Annotated in this window: 18 protein-coding genes; 12 read left to right on the forward strand and 6 right to left on the reverse strand. The window is 68.2% G+C overall.

The features are described 5' to 3' along the window. Nucleotides 1-78 precede the first annotated feature (78 nt). Nucleotides 79-2,220: a DEAD/DEAH box helicase gene (locus FB468_RS13235; RefSeq protein WP_141887765.1), complete on the forward strand. Its 2,142-nt coding sequence runs from the start codon at nucleotides 79-81 to the stop codon at nucleotides 2,218-2,220. 93 nt (nucleotides 2,221-2,313) lie between these two features. Next, nucleotides 2,314-3,348 carry a 6-phosphofructokinase gene (locus FB468_RS13240; protein WP_211359135.1) on the forward strand — a complete coding sequence of 345 codons (1,035 nt, stop codon included), beginning with the start codon at nucleotides 2,314-2,316 and terminating at the stop codon, nucleotides 3,346-3,348. 300 nt (nucleotides 3,349-3,648) lie between these two features. Here FB468_RS13240 and FB468_RS13245 read toward each other — a convergent pair whose 3' ends face one another. Next, nucleotides 3,649-4,797 (reverse strand): hypothetical protein, encoded by a 1,149-nt coding sequence (locus FB468_RS13245; protein WP_141887767.1) that lies wholly within the window; start codon nucleotides 4,795-4,797, stop codon nucleotides 3,649-3,651. Nucleotides 4,798-4,911: 114 nt separating this feature from the next. After that, on the reverse strand, nucleotides 4,912-5,187 hold the full coding sequence (locus FB468_RS13250) for a mycoredoxin (RefSeq protein WP_141887768.1): 276 nt from the start codon (nucleotides 5,185-5,187) through the stop codon (nucleotides 4,912-4,914). Nucleotides 5,188-5,430: 243 nt separating this feature from the next. Between FB468_RS13250 and FB468_RS13255 the strand changes: the two genes are divergently transcribed. The 5 genes from FB468_RS13255 to ilvA all read left to right on the forward strand — a co-directional run bounded on the left by FB468_RS13255 (nucleotide 5,431) and on the right by ilvA (nucleotide 11,125). Further along, complete coding sequence (locus FB468_RS13255; protein ID WP_141887769.1) at nucleotides 5,431-6,807, forward strand: inorganic phosphate transporter; 1,377 nt, start codon at nucleotides 5,431-5,433, stop codon at nucleotides 6,805-6,807. Continuing rightward, nucleotides 6,804-7,106 (forward strand): hypothetical protein, encoded by a 303-nt coding sequence (locus FB468_RS13260; protein WP_141887770.1) that lies wholly within the window; start codon nucleotides 6,804-6,806, stop codon nucleotides 7,104-7,106. Before FB468_RS13255 ends, FB468_RS13260 begins: the two co-directional genes overlap by 4 nt. Nucleotides 7,107-7,198: 92 nt before the next feature. Continuing rightward, the gene (locus FB468_RS13265) at nucleotides 7,199-8,602 is read left to right on the forward strand and encodes an aldehyde dehydrogenase family protein (RefSeq protein WP_141887771.1); all 1,404 of its coding nucleotides are present in this window, start codon (nucleotides 7,199-7,201) and stop codon (nucleotides 8,600-8,602) included. Nucleotides 8,603-8,681: 79 nt separating this feature from the next. After that, on the forward strand, nucleotides 8,682-9,884 hold the full coding sequence (locus tag FB468_RS13270; protein ID WP_246055887.1) for an AI-2E family transporter: 1,203 nt from the start codon (nucleotides 8,682-8,684) through the stop codon (nucleotides 9,882-9,884). Next, nucleotides 9,881-11,125, forward strand: a complete 1,245-nt coding sequence (gene ilvA, locus FB468_RS13275) for a threonine ammonia-lyase (RefSeq protein WP_141887772.1) — start codon at nucleotides 9,881-9,883, stop codon at nucleotides 11,123-11,125. Before FB468_RS13270 ends, ilvA begins: the two co-directional genes overlap by 4 nt. Nucleotides 11,126-11,205: 80 nt before the next feature. Here the strand turns inward: ilvA and greA are convergent, their stop codons facing one another. Continuing rightward, complete coding sequence (greA, locus tag FB468_RS13280; protein ID WP_141887773.1) at nucleotides 11,206-11,688, reverse strand: transcription elongation factor GreA; 483 nt, start codon at nucleotides 11,686-11,688, stop codon at nucleotides 11,206-11,208. Between the two features lie 119 nt (nucleotides 11,689-11,807). Continuing rightward, nucleotides 11,808-12,230, reverse strand: a complete 423-nt coding sequence (locus tag FB468_RS13285) for a DUF4307 domain-containing protein (protein WP_170219733.1) — start codon at nucleotides 12,228-12,230, stop codon at nucleotides 11,808-11,810. A gap of 84 nt (nucleotides 12,231-12,314) precedes the next feature. Here FB468_RS13285 and mca point away from each other — a divergent pair, with 84 nt between their 5' ends. The 3 genes from mca to recQ are packed head-to-tail and all read left to right on the forward strand — an operon-like array spanning nucleotide 12,315 to nucleotide 15,317. Beyond that, nucleotides 12,315-13,184, forward strand: a complete 870-nt coding sequence (gene mca, locus FB468_RS13290; RefSeq protein WP_211359136.1) for a mycothiol conjugate amidase Mca — start codon at nucleotides 12,315-12,317, stop codon at nucleotides 13,182-13,184. Beyond that, nucleotides 13,181-13,474: a hypothetical protein gene (locus FB468_RS13295; RefSeq protein WP_141887775.1), complete on the forward strand. Its 294-nt coding sequence runs from the start codon at nucleotides 13,181-13,183 to the stop codon at nucleotides 13,472-13,474. Before mca ends, FB468_RS13295 begins: the two co-directional genes overlap by 4 nt. Before the next feature lie 4 nt (nucleotides 13,475-13,478). Further along, complete coding sequence (gene recQ, locus FB468_RS13300; protein WP_246055888.1) at nucleotides 13,479-15,317, forward strand: DNA helicase RecQ; 1,839 nt, start codon at nucleotides 13,479-13,481, stop codon at nucleotides 15,315-15,317. A 32-nt stretch (nucleotides 15,318-15,349) separates the two neighbouring features. Here recQ and trhA read toward each other — a convergent pair whose 3' ends face one another. Next, on the reverse strand, nucleotides 15,350-16,111 hold the full coding sequence (gene trhA, locus FB468_RS13305) for a PAQR family membrane homeostasis protein TrhA (RefSeq protein ID WP_141887777.1): 762 nt from the start codon (nucleotides 16,109-16,111) through the stop codon (nucleotides 15,350-15,352). A gap of 122 nt (nucleotides 16,112-16,233) precedes the next feature. On the opposite strand from trhA, the gene FB468_RS13310 reads away from it, so the two are divergent. Both FB468_RS13310 and FB468_RS13315 read left to right on the forward strand, forming a co-directional pair. Further along, nucleotides 16,234-17,019 carry an isoprenyl transferase gene (locus FB468_RS13310; RefSeq protein WP_141887778.1) on the forward strand — a complete coding sequence of 262 codons (786 nt, stop codon included), beginning with the start codon at nucleotides 16,234-16,236 and terminating at the stop codon, nucleotides 17,017-17,019. Nucleotides 17,020-17,059: 40 nt separating this feature from the next. Continuing rightward, on the forward strand, nucleotides 17,060-18,361 hold the full coding sequence (locus tag FB468_RS13315) for an amidohydrolase family protein (RefSeq protein WP_141887779.1): 1,302 nt from the start codon (nucleotides 17,060-17,062) through the stop codon (nucleotides 18,359-18,361). Nucleotides 18,362-18,445: 84 nt separating this feature from the next. On the opposite strand, the gene FB468_RS13320 is transcribed toward FB468_RS13315, so the two are convergent. Then, nucleotides 18,446-18,937 (reverse strand): S-ribosylhomocysteine lyase, encoded by a 492-nt coding sequence (locus FB468_RS13320; protein WP_141887780.1) that lies wholly within the window; start codon nucleotides 18,935-18,937, stop codon nucleotides 18,446-18,448. Nucleotides 18,938-18,999 lie beyond the last annotated feature (62 nt).

Consider the following 18,999-nt stretch of genomic DNA (forward strand, 5'->3'; position numbering starts at 1 on the left):
CCCGAATTTTGGTAGGGGCGCGCATGCTACGTGTCACCCAAATTCGGTGTGTCACGCAAAGATCCTCCAGGAGAGCAATTGGCAAGCAGCACTGCCACCCGCCAGCCAGCGAAGCGTCAGCGCTCGGGCGGAACGCGTAAACACGCGCACAACGAGGGCATCATCCCTCTGCTCGCTCGCGCCGTTCGCGAGGTTGAGGCCTCCGCCCAGCGCGGCAAGGCGAGCCCCCAGAACCGCACCAAATTCCAGGTCATCGCGCTGCTCATGCGCGAGGAGCGCGCCCGCGTGAAGACCGAGGAGGGCGTGAGTGACAGCGAACGTGCCGAGACCCTGAAGCGCCTCGACGGTGTCGCCGCGATCCTCGCGAAGACCGCGGCGCGCGACACGAGCCTCATTACGCTGCTCGAACCGGGCGCGACGATCACCGAGGCGACTAGGCAGCTCAAACGGAAGATGCTCGTGCAGGCTGGCATCGACGTTCCTGAGGAAGCCCCGGCCGAGGCCGAGCCCGCCAAGACCCTCGTGCCGCCGGAGCTCGCCGAGCGCCAGGTCGAGCCCGCGCGGATCCACTCGCGAATGCTCGCGAACCCCTTCCTCGCGCCGTCGCTCGAGACTCCGAAGCAGCCGACTCCCGTCGTTCGCCTCGCGAACTGGGAGCTGCTCAACCCGCTCTTGAAGTCGTTCGAGCAGGGCGGTGGCGGGGCGGCCTGCATGGACCTGCCAGAGGCGCCGGTTCCCGACAGGCTCGCGCCCCGCGGGCTCGAGCTCATGCCGCACCAGGCCCGCTTCCTCGCGAGCGTGCGCGACGGGCACCGCAGCTTCCTGCTCGCCGACGAGCCGGGCCTCGGGAAGACCGCGCAGTCGGTGCTCGCGGCCTCCGTCGCTGACGCCTACCCGATGCTCGTCGTCGTGCCCAACGTCGTGAAGATGAACTGGGCGCGCGAGGTCGAGCGGTGGACGCCGCAGCGCACCGTTACTGTCATTCACGGTGACGGTGAGTCTATGGACGCGTTTGCCGACGTGTTCGTCGTGAACTACGACATCCTCGACAGGCACCTGAGCTGGATCTCGCGCTTTGGGTTCAAGAGCATGGTCGTCGACGAGGCGCACATGATCAAGAACACGCAGTCGCAGCGCTCGCGCAACGTGCTCACGATCGCCGAGAGCATTCGCGAGCGCACCCGCGGTTCGCAGCCGCTGCTCGTCGCGCTGACCGGTACGCCGCTCATCAACGAGGTTGACGACTTCCGCGCCATCTGGCGGTTCCTCGGCTGGACCGACGCAGACAAGCCCGGGCCCGAGCTCATGGCCAAGCTTGAGAACAACGGTTGGACGCCCGCAGACCCGCCGTTCTACCCCGAGGCGCGCCAGAGCGTCATCGAGATGGGCATCGTGCGCCGCCGCAAGATCGACGTGGCCGCCGACCTGCCCGCGAAGCGCGTTGTTGACCTGCCCGTGCAGCTTGACGACGAGCTCGGCCGCGGTATCCGCGCCGCCGAGGCGAAGCTCGCGCAGAAGCTCTACGACCGTTTCACCGCGGTCAAGTCGGGCAAGCTCGGCGAGAAGCTCTCGGACGAGGCGATCATCCGCATGGTTGCCGCCCAGGAGCTCGAGGAGTCGAACGCCTCCGCCGACGGCTTCAATGTGTTTACGATGGTGCGCGAAATTGGCGTGGCCAAGGCCGGCCTCGCCGTCGACTACACCGCCCAGCTCGCGCGCTCGGTCGGCAAGGTCGTGTTCTTTGCGAAGCACATCGACGTCATGGACCGTGCGGAGGCGCAGCTCGCCGAGGCCGGGCTCAAGACGGTCTCGATCAGGGGCGAGCAGACCGCCACGTTCCGCCAGACGCAGATTGACGCGTTCAACACCGACCCCGAGGTCTCGGTCGCGGTGTGCTCGCTGACCGCTGCGGGCGTCGGCGTGAACCTGCAGGCCGCGTCGAACGTCGTGCTCGCCGAGCTCAGCTGGACTGACGCAGAGCAGACGCAGGCGATCGACCGCGTACACCGCATCGGTCAGGAAGAACCCGTGACCGCGTGGCGCATCATTGCGGCGCAGACGATCGACGCTCGCATCGCCGAGCTCATCGACGGCAAGGCGGGCCTCGCGGCGCGCGCGCTCGACGGGGCTCCCGCCGCCGAGGAGGACGCCGATCCGGTGCAGCTGCTCGCGCTGATTGGCGTGCTGACCCGCGCCGTCGCCGACGCATCCGGCCGCTAGCCTGCTGGGTGCGCGGGGCCTGGCGGTTCCGCGCGCCAAAATGGCGCGATTCGATGTGTCAGTAGCATTCGCGCCACCACTAGCATTGTGCTCATGCGTATTGGAGTTCTCTGCTCGGGCGGCGATAGCCCGGGCATGAATGCCGCTATCCGCGGCGCGGTGCTGCGTGGCGTTGACGTCCACGGCTTCGAGATGATCGGCTTCATCGACGGCTGGCGAGGCTTCCACGATGGCGAGTTCATCGAGCTCGACAGGCCGACGGTGCGCGGCCTCTCGCCGCTCGGCGGTGTCTTCATCGGCACGAGCCGGGTGCCGCCGTGGGAAGCCCCAGTCACCCCCGAATCTCTTGACGCGCTGCGCGCAAAGATGACGTCGTATGGCCTCGACGGGCTGATGCTCATCGGGGGCAACGGAACCCAGACGGTCTCCTCGATCCTGTGGGACGCGGGCATCAACGTCGTCGGCCTCCCGAAGACGATCGACAATGATCTCGCCGGCACCGACTACACGTTCGGCTTCGATACCGCGGTCTCGATCGCGTCTGAGGCGATCGACAGGCTCCGCACGACGGGCGACTCCCATCGCCGCTGCATGGTGCTCGAGGTGATGGGCCGCGACGCGGGCTGGATCGCGCTGCACGCCGGAATGGCCGGTGGCGCCCAGGCGATGCTGCTGCCCGAGTTCCCCGAGAGTATCGAGCAGGTGTGCGAGTGGGTCGCAAACGTGCGCGACCGCGGGCGCTCGGCGCTCATCGTCGTCGCGGAGGGCTTCAAGCTTGAGGGCTCGGATGACGCCGTGACCCGCGAGGGCCTCGACGGCTTCGGTCGCCCGCGCCTCGGGGGTGTTGCCGACATGCTGGCCCCCCTGATCGAGGAGCGCACGGGTATCGAGACCCGGTCGACGGTGCTCGGGCACGTGCAGCGGGGTGGGTCGCCGACGGCGTTTGATCGCGTACTCGCGACCCGCACCGGCATTGCTGGGGCTGACGCGGTGCTGTCGGGGGAGTGGGGCAACATGGCCGGCCTCCACGGCGACAGGATTGAGATGGTGCCGTTCGCTGAGGCGGTCGGCAAGTTGAAGACCGTCCCAGAGGAGCGCTACGCGGAGGTGCGCCTCAACTTCGGCTGAGTCACCGCTGTAGCTGCGGCCCCTGGCCGTCGGCCGTCCTTTCCCGGCAGGCCGTCGGCCGATGGGGCTGCGGCCGTCCATTCCCGGCAGGCCGTCGGCCGATACACCCGCTTCGCACCGATGTACCCGCAAAATACACGTAAATTGCGGGTGAAACGGTGCAGAGCGGGTGAAGTGGCCGGGGCGGACGGGCCGGGAGGCGGGGCCCGGCGGGCCGGGAGGCGGGGCCCGGCGGGCCGGGGCTGGAAGGGCCGGGGCCGGAAGAGCCGGGCCTCCCTTAGGGCCCTGACGCCCGGGGCCCTAAGGGAGGCCCCGCAGAAACCCCGCGACCCCCGGGCCCCACCGCAAACTCGGGGTTCCGGGAACCTGGACGCCGTGGGCTTCGAGGTGTGAGGAGAACCCCGCAAGCGTGAGGACCTCGGACGCGCCCCACCTGATTGGCTTGAGGCCCGTTGACCCGGCGATCCACTCGGCCCGGCGCTTCTCCGCGTAGACGACCTCATCGGCGCTTCGACCCCGACGCGTCTCAGCGCCAACATACTTCTGCTTGCCATCGGCCTCGCCCCAAAAACCGCGCCCGCTGAGCTCGAAGTCTAGGAAGAACGAACTTCGGCCGTCGCGCCCGTGGACGGGCACCTGCAGCTCAACGTCGACCCCGAGCTGTGCGAAGCGCAGCCGCGACAGGGTTTCGAGTGGGGAGTCGGCGCGCGGGTCCGCGAGCAGCGCCACCGCGAACAACGCGAGGCTGCCGGGGCGGCCTCGCTTCAAAGCGCTCCGGTGCAGCATTGCATCCCGCCACTCTGCGACGGTCGCGACGTCGATCTGTCGCCCCACCCGGGCGATCTCGCGAAGGTAATGGTCGGCGCAAGCGAGGGCGACGGTGAAGGGCGCGGTCGCGGCGAGGTCTGCGAGGGTACGGTCTGCGGTGGTGAGCCGAAGTGGGCGCGACAACTCTTGCCTGCCGAGCTCATCCCATGCCTCGACATCGGCGTCGGGGAGCGCTGACGAGTGCCGGACGAGCGCGCGGCTCGACGAGACCCTGCCCGGGGGTGAGACGGTGGTGTGGGCAATGCTCGGGTCAGGCCCGCTGGCCGAAGCACGTTGCCGACGAGAGCCGGCGCTCCCGGCACTGCGGGCGCCGTGACTGCCCGCAGCGTGGAGCCACGGCGACCAGACCGGCAGCCCGTGAAGTGTGGCCGCGCTTCGGTGGGAGAAGGTCGGGGCTTCGAGGGCGCTCCGGTTCGCCGCGAGAACAGTGAGCAGGTGACGGTCTGCGGCAGGCAGCTGCTCCCAGACCTCGCGGCTGACGTACCAGCCGTAGCGGACGCGAACGAGCGCGCCAGCCCGCACCGCGACCGCGAGCTCACGCCTGGTGAGCCCTGAACTGTACAGCCCGGACGAGGCGACGAGTTCACCGATTGCCGGGTGGGCGGGGAAGGCTGAGGTCATGGCCTGAGCCTGGGCGCTACCGCTGTCGAACGGCGACTATCCACAGGTGCGGAGCGGGTAGCCCAGGCATGCGCTCCCTGTGGGCCGAGCAGGCCCCGCCCCGAGCAAACCCCGCTAGAGGCCGAGCTTCGCCTTCACGTCGTTCAGCGACGGGTTCGTCGCCGTCGTGCCGTCGGGGTAGACGACCGTTGGTACGGTCTGGTTGCCGCCGTTGACCTGCTCCACGAGCTCGGGCGTACCGGGGGTATTCTCGATGTCGACCTCGGTGAAGTCGATGCCCGTCGCCTTGAGCATCGTCTTGAGGCGCTTGCAGTAGCCGCACCACTCGGTGGAAAACATGGTGATTGCGCCCGCGGCCGGGGTGAAATCTGAAATCTGTGCCGTGCTCATTACATCCTCCTGAATGCCGTGCGCGAGTGGCCTCGCTCACCCCACCCAACATACGCTGTGCCGCGGGTATTCCAGGGGTCGGGACACGCAAAGTGAACGGGAGGTGAACGGGGTGACCGCAGCTTGACCGAAGCATGGCGAGATGCAAACATTTAGATAGCGCGCGCGTGAACGGGTGGTACATCCGTGTGAGCGAGCACGCGATGAACCTCATCAATTTATTACGCCGAACGGAAGGCGACGGTGGAATTCACCCTCATCGTGCTGCTGGTCATTGCGCTAGCACTCTTCTTTGACTTCACGAACGGCTTTCATGACACGGCCAACGCGATGGCCACGCCCATCGCCACCGGCGCGCTCAAGCCGAAGACCGCCGTGCTGCTCGCGGCCATCCTGAACCTCGTCGGGGCTTTCCTGTCCACGGAGGTCGCGAAGACGATCTCTGGCGGGTTGATCCGCGAGGGCGGCGACGGCGGGGTGCTCATCAGCCCCGAGATGGTCTTTGCGGGCCTCATCGGCGCGATCGTCTGGAACCTCGTGACCTGGCTCTACGGCCTTCCCTCGAGCTCCTCGCACGCCCTCTTCGGCGGTCTCATCGGCGCGGCCGTTGTTGGCGCCGGGTTCTCCGCGATTGACGGGGGCGTCTTCCTCTCGAAGATCCTGCTCCCCGCGCTCGCGGCCCCGCTCACGGCCGGCCTCGTTGCGTTCGCTGCGACCCGCGTCGCCTACGCGATCACGCGCCGCCACGACGGTCGCAAGGACGGCCGCGGCCGCTTCCGCTACGCGCAGATCGCTTCGTCATCGCTCATCGCGCTCGCGCACGGCACGAACGACGCGCAGAAGACGATGGGTGTCATCACGCTCACGCTCGTGGCCGCCGACATGCAGGAGCCGGGCACCAACCCGCACTTCTGGGTTATCGCGGCCTGCGCCGTCGCGATCGCGCTCGGTACCTACTCGGGCGGTTGGCGCATCATCCGCACCCTCGGGGCGGGCCTCACCGACGTCAAGCCAGCCCAGGGCTTCGCGGCTGAGACCTCGACAGCAGCAACGATCCTTGCCTCGAGCCACCTCGGCTTCGCCCTCTCGACCACGCAGGTCGCGTCGGGATCGGTCATCGGCTCCGGCCTCGGCCGCAAGGGCTCCACCGTTCGCTGGCGCACCGTCGGTCGCATCGCGTCGGGCTGGCTGTTCACGCTGCCCGCAGCGGGCATCGTTGGCGCGATCGCAGCACTCATCGCCCACCTCGGCACGTGGGGCATCATCGTTGACGCGGTGCTCGGCCTCTTCTTCATCCTCTTCATCTTCTGGCGCTCGCGCCGCAACAAGGTCGACGCCGGTAATGCGATCGCCGTGCCCGACGTCGCCGAGTCTGGCTATGCCGTGCGCATGGGCAAGGGCCGCGTGAAGAAGGTGCCGACGAAGACAGGCACCGTTCCGCCGCTCACCCCGGTCGCGCAGTCGGCCGTCCGGTCTGACAAGGCGAAGCGCGAGGCCGAGAAGGCTCGACGAGAGGCTGAGAAGGCCCGCCGCGAGGCCGAGAAAGCCGCCCAGAAGGCAGCGAAGAAAGCCGCGGCGAAGCAGGCTGCCGCGAAGCAGCGCGAGGGAGGCAACGCATGAGCGAGATCAACTGGATGGCGTTCCTGACCGTGTTCGGCGCGGCACTGTTCTCCGCCGTGTTCGTCGTCGCGCTGTACTCGCTCGGGATCAGGTTCCTTGCGACCCCGCCCAGGCCGGCCCGAAGGCCCGATGGGTCAATCGAGCCTGTCGGCCCGGATCGCGATGACGAGGACGACGACATCGACGAGGAGGCTGGGCGCCCGCTGTGGGCGACAATCGCGGCGAACGTCTGCTTCGGCCTCTCGGCGATCGCCGTGCTCGTCGGCATCTACCTGATCGTGCCCGCGCTGCACGGCTAAGACTCCATGGTCGTGCCGCACGGCACGCACGTACACCTCGGGCTGCGCCCCTGGGCCTGTTCAGGCCCAGGGGCGCAGACTATTCTGGGCGCATGGGCTTTACCGCAATTGATCGCATCCCCGGGATCGTCGCCGGGCTTCGCTACTCGTTCGACCAGGGCGTGACGAGGCCTGAGTCGTGGCGTCGCGAGCAGCTGACGCGGCTGCGCGACCTGCTGCTTGACCGGGGCCCGGAGTTCGAACGCGCGCTCGGCGACGACCTTGGCAAGGCGCCAACGGAGGCGCAGCTCACCGAAATCGGGTTCCTCGTCGCCGAGATCGACCACGCGCTGGCGAGCCTCAGCGGCTGGATGCGCCCCAGGCGGGTGGGCCTGCCGCTCGCGTTGCAGCCGGCCTCGGGGAAGGTTGTGCCTGAGCCCCTCGGGGTCGCGCTCGTGATCGCGCCGTGGAACTACCCGCTCATGCTCGCGCTCTCGCCCGTGATCGGTGCGATTGCGGCGGGTAACGCCGTCGTGATCAAGCCGAGCGAACTCGCGCCAGCGACCGCGTCGCTCATCGCGAAGCTCGTCCCCGACACGCTTGACAGGCGCGCGATCGCCGTCGTCGAGGGGGCCGTTCCCGAGACGACCGCGCTCCTCACCGAGCGGTTCGACCACATCTTCTACACCGGCAACGGCAAGGTGGGCCGCATCGTCGCGCGCGCCGCTGCCGAGCACCTCACCCCGATCACGCTTGAGCTCGGCGGCAAGTCGCCCGCGTACGTCGACGAGACGGTGCCCCTTGAAGAGGCCGCAAAGCGCCTCGTGTGGGGCAAGTTCATGAACGCCGGCCAGACCTGCGTCGCCCCCGACTACGTACTCGGAACTCGGTCGGTGCTGGCGAGGCTCGCGCCGCTGCTCGGCGATGCGGTGCACGAGCTGTACGGTTCGGCCTCGCAGCAGAACCCCGACTACGGCCGGGTGGTGAACCGCGCACAGTTCGACCGCCTCGTCGGCTACCTCGGCGACGGCGATCCGGTCGTGGGTGGCGGGTTCGACGAGAGCGCGCTGCACATCGACCCGACGGTGCTCGCGGGGGTTTCACGTGAAGCACGGGTGATGCAGGAGGAGATCTTCGGCCCGATCCTCCCGCTCGTCGAGGTTGACGACCTCGACGACGCGCTGAGCTTTGTCGTGGGCCGCGACAAGCCGCTCGCCGCTTACGTCTTCAGTGACGACCCGGCCGTGCGGGCGCGCTGGGAACGCGAGACGAGCTCGGGTGCGCTCGCGTTCGGCGTGCCGGTCATGCACCTCACCGCCCCCGAGCTGCCGTTCGGCGGAGTCGGTGAGAGCGGGATGGGGGCGTACCACGGCGAACTCTCATTCCGAGTCTTCAGCCACGAGAAGGCCGTGCTTGCGAAGCCACTGCGCCCAGACACGCTCGCCGCAACGGTGATGCCGCCCTACACGGCCGCAAAGGACGGCATCGCGAGGAAGTGGCTGCGCAAGCTGCTGTAGGCGCACTGGCGGCGGCGCGAGCCCCCGAACCTGGCTGCGTTACCACGAAGCCGCATATGCCCCTCAGTAGACTGTGCACGTGGAAGAGCCGAACAAGACCCCCGACAGGGTGTCGCCCGTAAAACGCGCCGAGGAAGAGCTGCCCCTGGGTATGCGCGTTGCCGCGGCGTGGTCCTGGCGACTCATCATCATCGCGATCGCGGTCGGCGCCCTGATCTGGGGCATCGTGCAGGTGAGGATCATCGTGATCCCGCTGCTCATCGCGATCCTGCTCACGGCGCTGCTGAACCCCGTCGTCGACTGGTTCATCCGCCGCGGGCTGCCGCGCTGGTCGGGCGTCGTCGGTGCCCTCGGCGTGTTGGTGGCGGCCCTCTGGGTGCTCATCTGGCTCATCGTTACGCAGCTGCGCGACGGCTTCGGTGACTTCTCGAAGCGCTCGGTCGAGGTGTGGAACGAGATTCTCGACTGGGTGCAGCACAACACGCTCGGCATCCCCGTCGACCAGCTCGACGACCTGATGACCCAGGCGATGCAGCTGCTCGAGAACAACCAGGGCACACTCTGGACCGGCGCGCTCGGCGTCGCAACCACGGCCACGCAGGTCGCGACCGGCGCGCTGCTCACGATCTTCTCGCTCATCTTCCTGCTCATCGACGGCAAGCGGATTTGGTACTGGGTCGTCGGCTTCACGCCCGCGCGCGCCCACGCCGCGTTCGACGCCGCGGGCCGGGCCGGGTGGGTCTCGGTCGGGCAGTACGTGCGCGTGCAGATCTTCGTCGCCTTCGTTGACGCTGTGGGTATCGGGCTCGGGGCGGCGATTCTCGGCGTGCCCTTTGCGATCCCTGTCGCGATCCTCGTCTTCCTCGGCTCGTTCATTCCGTTCCTCGGCGCGATCGTGACGGGCGCCCTCGCGGCGTTCATCGCGCTCGTGTACAACGGCCCGGTGACCGCGCTCATCATGCTCGGGGTCGTGGTGCTCGTGAACCAGATCGAGGGCCACGTGCTGCAGCCGCTCGTGATGGGCAACGCCGTTCGCGTGCACCCGCTCGGCGTCGTGCTCGCGGTGACGACGGGCACGCTGCTCGCTGGCATCCCGGGCGCCCTGTTCGCGGTGCCCATCGCGGCGGCCGCCAACACGATCGTCGGCGTCTTCGCGAAGCGGCAGTGGGAGACGGGCCTCGACCCGGCGGCAGATTTTCATCGAAGAGACCAGGTCCATCGCGTCGCGAAATCGCGCGCGAAACAAGTAGCGAAACACGCGCGGAAAGGAAACATCGCATGAGCGAGGCCTACACGGCACCAACGCTTGAAGACTTTGAGCGAGCCCTTGAGCGGGTGCACCGAATTACGCAGCGCACGCCGCTTGAGACCTCACGTTTCCTCGCCGGCATTAGCGGCGCCCCGCAGGTCTACCTGAAGTGCGAGAACCTGCAGCGCACCGGCGCCTACAAGCTCCGCGGAGCGTACAACCGGCTGCTCCAGCTCACGGAGGAGGAACGGGCGCGCGGCGTCGTCGCCGCCTCGGCTGGGAACCACGCGCAGGGCGTCGCCTTCGCGGCGCGCGAGCTCGGGATCAAGGCAACGATCTTCATGCCAAAGGGCGTCGCCCTGCCGAAGCTACAGGCGACCCGCAACTACGGCGCTGAGGTGCAGCTCGCGGGCGACATCTTCGACGAGACGGCGGTCGCCGCTCAGGAGTTCGTCCGCGAGACCGGGGCAGTCTTCATCGCGCCATTCGACGACCACGCGGTGATCGAGGGCCAGGGCACTGTCGCACTCGAGATTCTCGAGAGCGCGCCCGACGTCGAGACGATCATCGTGCCGATCGGCGGCGGCGGCCTCATCTCGGGCGTCGCCGCCGCCGCGAAGCAGTGGGCCGCGAAGCAGGGCAAGCCGATGCGCATTATCGGCGTGCAAGCCGAGAACGCTGCGCCATTCCCCGTCTCGCTCGAGGCTGGCGAGCCCGTCACGGTGAAGACGTCGCCCACGATCGCCGACGGTATCGCGGTCGCCAGGCCGGGGTCGCGAAACTTTGAGGCGGTGCGCGAGTACGTCGACGAGATCGTCACCGTGAGCGACGACGACATCGCCCGCGCGATCGTGCTGCTGCTTGAGCGCGCAAAGCTTGTTGTTGAGCCGGCCGGCGCCTCGGGCGTAGCGGCGATCATCGCGGGCAAAGTCGAGCTCACCGGCCCGACCTCCGTGATCCTCTCCGGCGGCAACATCGACCCGCTGCTTCTGCAGCGCGTCATCGGCCACGGCCTCGCGGCGTCGGCGCGCTACACGAAGCTGCGCATCCTGCTGCCCGACGTGCCGGGCCAGCTCGTGCGAACCGCGACGATCGTCGCCGAGCAGAACGCGAACGTGGTCGAGGTGATCCATACGCGCCACGCGACCGAGCTGCCCGTCAGCGAGGTCGAGCTTGAGCTGCACATCGAGACCCGCGGCCCCGAGCACGGCGAGGCCGTCGCTCAGGCGCTCCGCGACCAGGGCTACGAGGTGCGCGTCGGCGAGCGCTACTAGCGCGGCCGAAAGCGAGGGGCCCGGGAGTCGTTCACACTGAACGGCTCGCGGGCCCCTGCTGGTTAATCGCCTGCGGCGAGTTAGGCGTAGGTGTCGACCGCGATCACCTTCACCGGAATCTCCTTGCCGTTCGGCGCGGTGTAGCTCGCCTCTTCGCCGACCTTCAGGCCGAGGATAGCGGCGCCGAGCGGGCTCTCGGCGCTGTACACGTCGAGGTCTGAGCCGTCAGCGAGGTTGCGGTTGCCGAGCAGGAAGCGCTCTTCATCGCCGAAAACCTCTGCCGTGACGACGGTACCGACGACGACGACGCCGTTCGCCTCGGGCGCTTCGCCAACGGTGGAGTGCTTCAGCAGCTCGGTGAGGTCGCGGATGCGCGCCTCCATCTTGCCCTGCTCGTCTTTCGCGGCGTGGTAGCCGCCGTTCTCCTTGAGATCACCCTCCTCGCGAGCCGCCTCGATGCGCGCTGCGATGTCCTTGCGGCCAGCGCCAGAGAGAGCGTCGAGCTCAGACTGCAGGCGGTCGAATGCCTCCTGCGTGAGCCAGGTCTGCGTGGTCTCGGCCATGGTGTCCTCGTTTCTTGGGGGCGGGTGTGCTCGCCGATGGTGAGCAAAGCCGCTGATCTAAGACGAACGCCCCGTCAGGCAGGGCGTCGTCTCCAGGGTAGCAGTGTGGTCTAAGCAGGCTACGGATTGACCGGCCAGCATCCCTTCGCGTGCGCCGCGGTCGCCGGGCCGAGCGTGACGATCTCGACGTTCACCGTCTGCGAGCGGCTGTCGATCGCGGGCAGGTCGACAATCTTCCAGCCGACGGTCGCCTTTGACGTGTTGAGCGCCTCGACGGCGCAGCTGACCGACACCCCGGGGTCTGCGTTGACCTCGAACTTTGTCGTCGCGCTGTAGGTGTGGCCCTCGGAGGGCTCGTTCTGCAGCGTGAAGCCGATGTTCTTGAACTCGGTCGTGCTCTGCCTCCAGTTGCCAAAGACAACCACGAGCAGCCCGACGGCGATCGCAACCGAGGCGAGCGTCCACCCAAGGCGGCGATCCCACCGCTTGGAGCGGCTCGCGTCGTAGCGGTCGGCTACGGCGTCGCTGGCGGTTTCGGTCACGGGGAACCTCCGGTGTGTGCTGGCTAGACTAGTCCCGTGCCAGCGTATCGGGATCGCATGATCGCTGCATGTGAAAGGACGCCCATGACGCTCAGACTGATCGCCGTACACGCGCATCCCGACGACGAATCGAGCAAGGGCGCGGGCACCTACGCCCACTACCTTGAGCGGGGCGTTGAGGTGCTCATCGTGAGCTGCACGGGTGGCGAGCGCGGGGACGTGCTGAACGAGCTCGCCGCGCGCGACCCGCGAAGCCGGCGCGACCTCGCGGGCCTGCGCCGCAGCGAGATGGCGCGAGCGCAGGAGATCATCGGCTTCGACCACACGTGGCTCGGGTACGAAGACTCAGGCCTTCCCGGCGAGGGGGAAGAAATCCCTTCGGGATCCTTCGCCGACGTGCCGAAGGAAGTCTCCGCGGAGGCGCTCGTGCGCGTGATCCGCGAGTTCAAGCCGCACGTCATGATCACGTACAACGAGCAGGGCGGCTACCCGCACCCCGACCACATCCGTACCCACGAGATCAGTATGATCGCGTGGCAGCTGTCGGGCGACGCGAGCGCCTACCCCGAGGCGGGGGAGCCGTGGGAAATCGCGAAGATGTACTACGAAGACATCTTCAACTCTGAGCGCGTCAAGGCGATCCGGGCCTGGCTCGTCGAGAACGACCCCGAGTCGCCCGTGCTCGCGCGCATCGACGAGATGAGCGAGTGGCTGCTGCGCCGCGGCTACAACGGCACCGCCCGCGTCGACGTCGGCCCGTTCCTCGACAAGCGCGACGATGCGCTCCGCGCGCACGCGAGCCAGGTCTCGCCCGACAGCTCGTTCTTCTTCTGGCCGAACGAGGTCCAGTTGCAGGCGTGGCCGTTCGAGGACTACCGGCTCGCGGGCACGCGAGTGGCGACCAACGAATTTGAAGCAGACCTGTTTGAGGGAATTGAGGAGAACGCACGATGAGTGTTGTGATGAGCGTGGCGAACGCCGCCCAGTCGGTCATCGCTGAGACGGTGATCGCGATCGCCGCTCGCGAGGGCGAAGAGTTCAACGCCGACAAGGTCACCCCGGGCCCCGAGGGGTTCATCGCGACGGCGGTGTTCGCCGTCGCCGTGATTCTGCTCGGCTTCCTGCTCGTGAAGCGCATCCGTCGCAACAGCTACCGCCACGAGATCCGTGAGGATATCGCGGCCGAGCTCGCTGCCACGGACGAGGCGTCCGAGGACGGTGGATCCCGCCCCGCGGGAGCCTGACTGCATGACGGGCGTAGAGCGCGACCCCCAGGAGATCCTCTCTGAGGTCTTCGGGTACAGCGAGTTCCGTGGCGAGCAGGAGGCGATCATCCGCCACGTCGTCGCCGGCGGGGACGCGGTCGTGCTCATGCCCACGGGCGGCGGCAAGTCGCTCTGCTACCAGATCCCCGCGATCGCGCGCGAGGGCACGGGCATCGTGCTGTCGCCGCTTGTCGCGCTCATGCACGACCAGGTTATGGCGCTGCGCCTCGCGGGCGTGCGCGCTGCCGCCCTGAACTCGTCGCTCGCGCCGGAAGAGCGCCGAGCTGTCGAGGCCGACTACCTGAACGGCGAGCTCGACGTGCTCTACCTCGCGCCCGAGCAGCTCGCCGTTCCCGGCACCGTCGAGTTTCTGAAGCGCGGCCGCGTCGCGCTGTTCGCGATCGACGAGGCGCACTGTGTGTCGCAGTGGGGCCACGACTTCCGCCCCGACTACCTGAGGCTCGGCGGCCTCGCGACCGAGTGGCCCGACGTGCCCCGGATCGCGCTCACCGCGACCGCGACCCCCGAGACGCACCGCGAGATCACGGAACGGCTGTTCCTCGGCAATGCCCGCCACTTCGTGTCGAGCTTCGACCGCGCGAACATTCGCTACCAGATCGTGCCGAAGCAGAACGTGCGCGCGCAGCTGCTCGCGTTCATTCGGGGCGAGCACCAGGGCGAAGCAGGGATCGTCTACGCGCTGAGTCGCAAGCGCGTCGAGCAGACGGCCGCGGCGCTGCGAGACGCAGGGATCGACGCGGTCGCGTACCACGCGGGCCTGCCCGCCGACGTGCGACTCGATGCCCAAACCCGCTTCCTGCGCGAGGACGGCGTTGTCGTCGTCGCGACGATCGCGTTCGGGATGGGGATCGACAAGCCCGACGTGCGGTTCGTCGCCCACATCGACCTGCCGAAATCGGTCGAGGGCTACTACCAGGAGACCGGCCGGGCCGGCCGCGACGGTGCACCATCGGAGGCGTGGCTCGCCTACGGCCTCGCTGATGTGGTGCAGCAGCGCCAGTTCATTGATTCGGGCGACGGCGACCAGGCGACCCGAGCGAACCAGACCAGGCACCTCGACCACATGCTCGCGCTGTGCGAGAGCGTCACCTGCAGGCGCCGCTACCTGCTGAACTACTTCGGCCAGTTCGATGCCCCCGAGAACTGCGGCAACTGTGACGTCTGCCTCGACCCGCCGAGGCTGTGGGACGCGACGATCCCGGCGCAGATGCTGCTCTCCACCGTCATCCGCACGCAGAATGAGCGAGGCCGCACCTACGCCGCTGGCCAGCACATCGACGTGCTGCGAGGGGTGGGGTCTGACCGTGTGTCGCAGATGCGGCTCGACGAGCTCTCGACCTGGGGCATTGGCACCGACTGGAGCGTCGCGCAGTGGCGCGGCGTCGTGCGCCACCTTGTCGCCGTCGGGCTACTCGAAGCGCGGGGCGAGTGGGGTGTGCTCTGGCCGAGCGAGGCAGCGAAGCCGGTGCTGCGCGGCGAGGAGCAGGTGCTCATGCGCGAGGAGGTGATCTCGCGGGCGACGTCTTCGCGATCCTCCGGCGGCGGGTCGAAGCGCTCCGCCGCCGCGGCGGACCTCTCCGCCGAGCAGGCCGAGGTGTTCGACAGGCTGCGCGCGTGGCGCGCCGTGGAGGCGAAGGAGCAGGGCGTGCCGGGCTACGTCGTGTTTGGCGACGCGACGCTCGCCGCGCTCGCGGTGCACCAGCCGACGACTGACGAGGGGCTGCTCGCGATCTCGGGCATCGGCCAGGTGAAGCTCGAGCGCTATGGCGAGGCCGTGCTCAGGGTGCTCGCCGCCGAGTAGGCGGTGGTTTCCCGAGGAAGCTGCGGCGGCGCCTACCGGAGATAGACCGGGTCGAGCGCGAGCAGCAGCGCCGCGGTCCAGTGGCACAGGAACGCGATCACCGTGAGCGAGTGGAAGATCTCGTGAAACCCGAACACTCCGGGAACGGGGTTCGGTTTCTTGAAGCCGTACACGACCGAGCCCGCCGTGTAGAGCAGACCCCCGACGATCACGAGCACCATCGCCGCGAGGTTCGCGTGCGCGATGTCGACGATGTACATCATCGCCGCCCAGCCGAGCAGCACGTACAGCGGTACGTAGAGCCAGCGCGGGGCGCCGATCCAGAACACCCTGAACCCGATCCCGAGTAGCGCGCCGGCCCACACGAGCACGAGCAGCAGAATCCCCTTCGATGGCGGGAGCGCGAGCAGCGCGATCGGGGTGTACGTGCCCGCGATCAAGAGGAAGATGTTCGCGTGGTCGAGCCTGCGGAACAGCTGCTTCGTCTCGGGCTTCCAATTGATGCGGTGGTACAGCGCCGAGACGCCGAAGAGCAGCATGCTTGTGAGCATGAAGACCGCGGACGCCCACTTCGCGAGCGCACCGTGCGCGAGGGCGATGAGCACGATGCCGCCAGCGACCGCGATCGGGAAGGTGCCGGCGTGGATCCACCCTCGCCAGAGCGGCTTGACCTCTGCCTGAGCGCTTTCGCCCTCGGGCTCGCCGCCGTGCTCAGCTTTGTGGTCGAGCGCGTCGTCGAGCAGCGGGAGCGCGAAGCGGTCGCTGTCGGCCTGGTTGGCATCGGAACCGGTCATGCCCCGAGTGTATGTTCTCGACAGAACTGCCCGGGCATATGTGTAGAGCTTCCCCAGGTTTCCGCGAGAGCGCCTGGGTAAATACCCGGGAGCAGCGTGCCACGAATCGCTAGACTACCCAGGTGAGTTCCCAGCCCAAACCGCCGCGCACAGGCCTGCTGTACCGCCTGTACCAGCAGCGGCTGCGCCGAGAGATCGTGGACGCTCGGGTGCCGCACCACGTGGCAGTCATTGTCGACGGAAACCGGCGGTGGGCGAAGCAGCGGCTGCAGGAGCGGGCCTCATTCGGGCACCGCGCCGGCGCGCGGAAGGTTCCCGAGTTTCTTGGCTGGTGCGAGAACGCGGGCGTGAAGGTCGTGACGCTGTACCTGCTTTCTGCCGACAACCTTGGCGCGCGCGGCAGTGACGAACTCAAAGACCTGTTTGGCATCATTGGGGAGCTCGCGACAGAGCTCGCCCGCAACCCGGAGTGGCGGGTGCAGCACGTCGGCTCGTGCGATGGCCTCGCCCCCGAGCTTGCCGAATCGCTCGCCGCCGCTGAGGAGCGCACCCGAGGCAACACGGGCCTGCACGTCAACCTCGCCGTCGGCTACGGCGGGCGCAGCGAGATCGCGGCGGCCGTGCGCAGCGTGATCGAGGCGCACCAGGAAGCGGGCGGCACGCTCGAAAACCTCGCTGAGACGCTCACCCCCGACAAGATCGGCGAGCATCTGTGGACGCGCGGGCAGGCTGATCCTGATCTCGTCATTCGCACGTCTGGCGAGCAGCGCATCTCGGATTTCATGATCTGGCAGTCCGCGCACTCCGAGTTCTACTTCGTTGAGGCGCTGTACCCCGATCTTCGCGAGGTCGACTTCCTCCGCGCGATCCGCGACTACTCGTCAAGGCAGCGGCGGCTCGGGGGCTAAGCTGCTGCCGCTCTCGCCGACTGCCCGGTAACCTGGGCGCATGACGATTGAGACAGTGCTTCGCGCCGACTCCATGCTCACGCCGGCCGGAACGGTGGCGCCGGCTGAACTCGCGTTCGACGAGACTGGCCGCATCACCTACGCCGGGGCCCCGCGCCCTGAGAGCGTCGTGACCCACGACCTCGCCGGTCACGCGCTCATGCCGGGCCTCACGAACGGCCACACTCACTCGGCGATGACCCTGCAGCGGGGCGTCTCCGACGACGAGAGCTTCATGCAGTGGCTCGCGACGGTGCAGGGCATCGAGCAGCGACTCACTCACGACGACCTCGTGGCGGGTCTCGAGCTCGCACTGCTCGAGATGATCGAGACCGGCACGGTGGCGTTTGCCGACATGTACTACTGGGACGAGGCGCTCATCGAACGGGTGCGCTCTGCGGGGATGCGCGTGTTCGCGGCGCTCGCCTGCAGCGCGACCGACCACGTTGCCTACCCGACGGTATCGCCGATGACCGGCGCCGAGGTGCTCGACGAGGTCGAGCGGCTCGCAGCGCACTACCGGGAAGACCCGCTCGTGCGTGTCGGCTTCGGGCCGCACGCGCCGTACACCTGCACCCCCGAGTTCCTGCGCGAGGTGCGTTCGCGCGCGCTCGCCGGTGGCATCCCGATCCACACCCACGTCTCGGAGTCGGCGGCGGAGGTCGCGCAGATCCGTGAGCAGTACGGGAAGACGCCGGGGGAGCACCTCGCGTCGCTCGACTTCTTCGACGCCGACGTACACGCGGCGCACTGCGTGCACCTCACCGCCGGCGAGATCTCGACCTTTGCCGAGACCGGCACCTCAATTAGCCACAACCCGGTCTCGAACCTCAAGCTCGGGAACGGCATCGCGCCGTTCCCCGAGATGATCGGCGCGGGCCTCGAGCTTGCGATCGGCACCGACTCGGTCGCGAGCAACAACTCGCTCGACCTGTTCGAAGAGCTGAAGCACGCCACGATCCTGCACCGCGGCGCCCGCCAGGATGCGGCGGCGGTGCTCGGGCCCCAGGTGCTCGACATTGCGACCCGCGGCGGGGCCGCCGCGATCGGGTTCCCCGAGTCCGGTGCGCTCGCCGCCGGGAAGTTCGCCGACGTCGTCGCGGTGGATCTCCGGGGCACCGCCGCCGCTCCGCTCGCCCCCGAATCGCTCGTCGCGCACCTCGTGTACGGCGCGACCGGGCGCGACGTGCGCCACGTGTTCATTGGCGGCAGGCACGTCTACGCGGACGGTGAGCACCTCACGCTCGACGCTGACGCGGTCAAGGCGCGGGCGCGCGAGGCGCGGGCCAGGCTCGTCGCCTAGGCGGGGCGGTGGCCGATTCAGGTTGTGGGCTTGGGCGGCTTGATCGGGTCGGGCGTATTGCTCTGTCGGTGCGGCGCCGGGCGGCTACGCGATGACGCTGCGGTCGAACGCGTCGATGCTAATGCCCTGCGCGAGCACCTGCTTCGACCACTCCTTGGCGGAGTGCAGACTGTGGTCGCGATAGTTGCCGCAGCTCTCTGCCGTCGTACCGGGGACGTCGTCCCACTCGACCCGCTCGACAAGGTCGGTGAGCGAGGACTTGATGGCCTCCGCTACCTCGGACGAGGTCGGCTCGCCCCACACGATCATGTGGAAGCCAGTGCGGCACCCGAACGGCGAGATGTCGATGAGGCCATCGAACCGCGTGCGCAGCAGGGCCGCGATCGTGTGCTCGATCGTGTGGAGGCCCGCCGTCGGAATCTCGCCCTCGTTGGGCTGCACGAGGCGGATATCAAAGTTTGAGATCGCGTCGCCCTTTGGGCCGTGCTCAACGCCAATGAGCCTGACATATGGCGCGAGCACCTTCGTGTGATCCAGGGCGAAACTCTCAACTGCGGCAAGCTCTACGTCACTCATGCCGCCAGTGTAGCCGCGCGTTCACTGCTCGCGGCCGAATGTGACGCGTCGCTACGCCCGGG

The organism is Leucobacter komagatae, assembly GCF_006716085.1.
Taxonomy (GTDB): Bacteria; Actinomycetota; Actinomycetes; order Actinomycetales; family Microbacteriaceae; genus Leucobacter; species Leucobacter komagatae.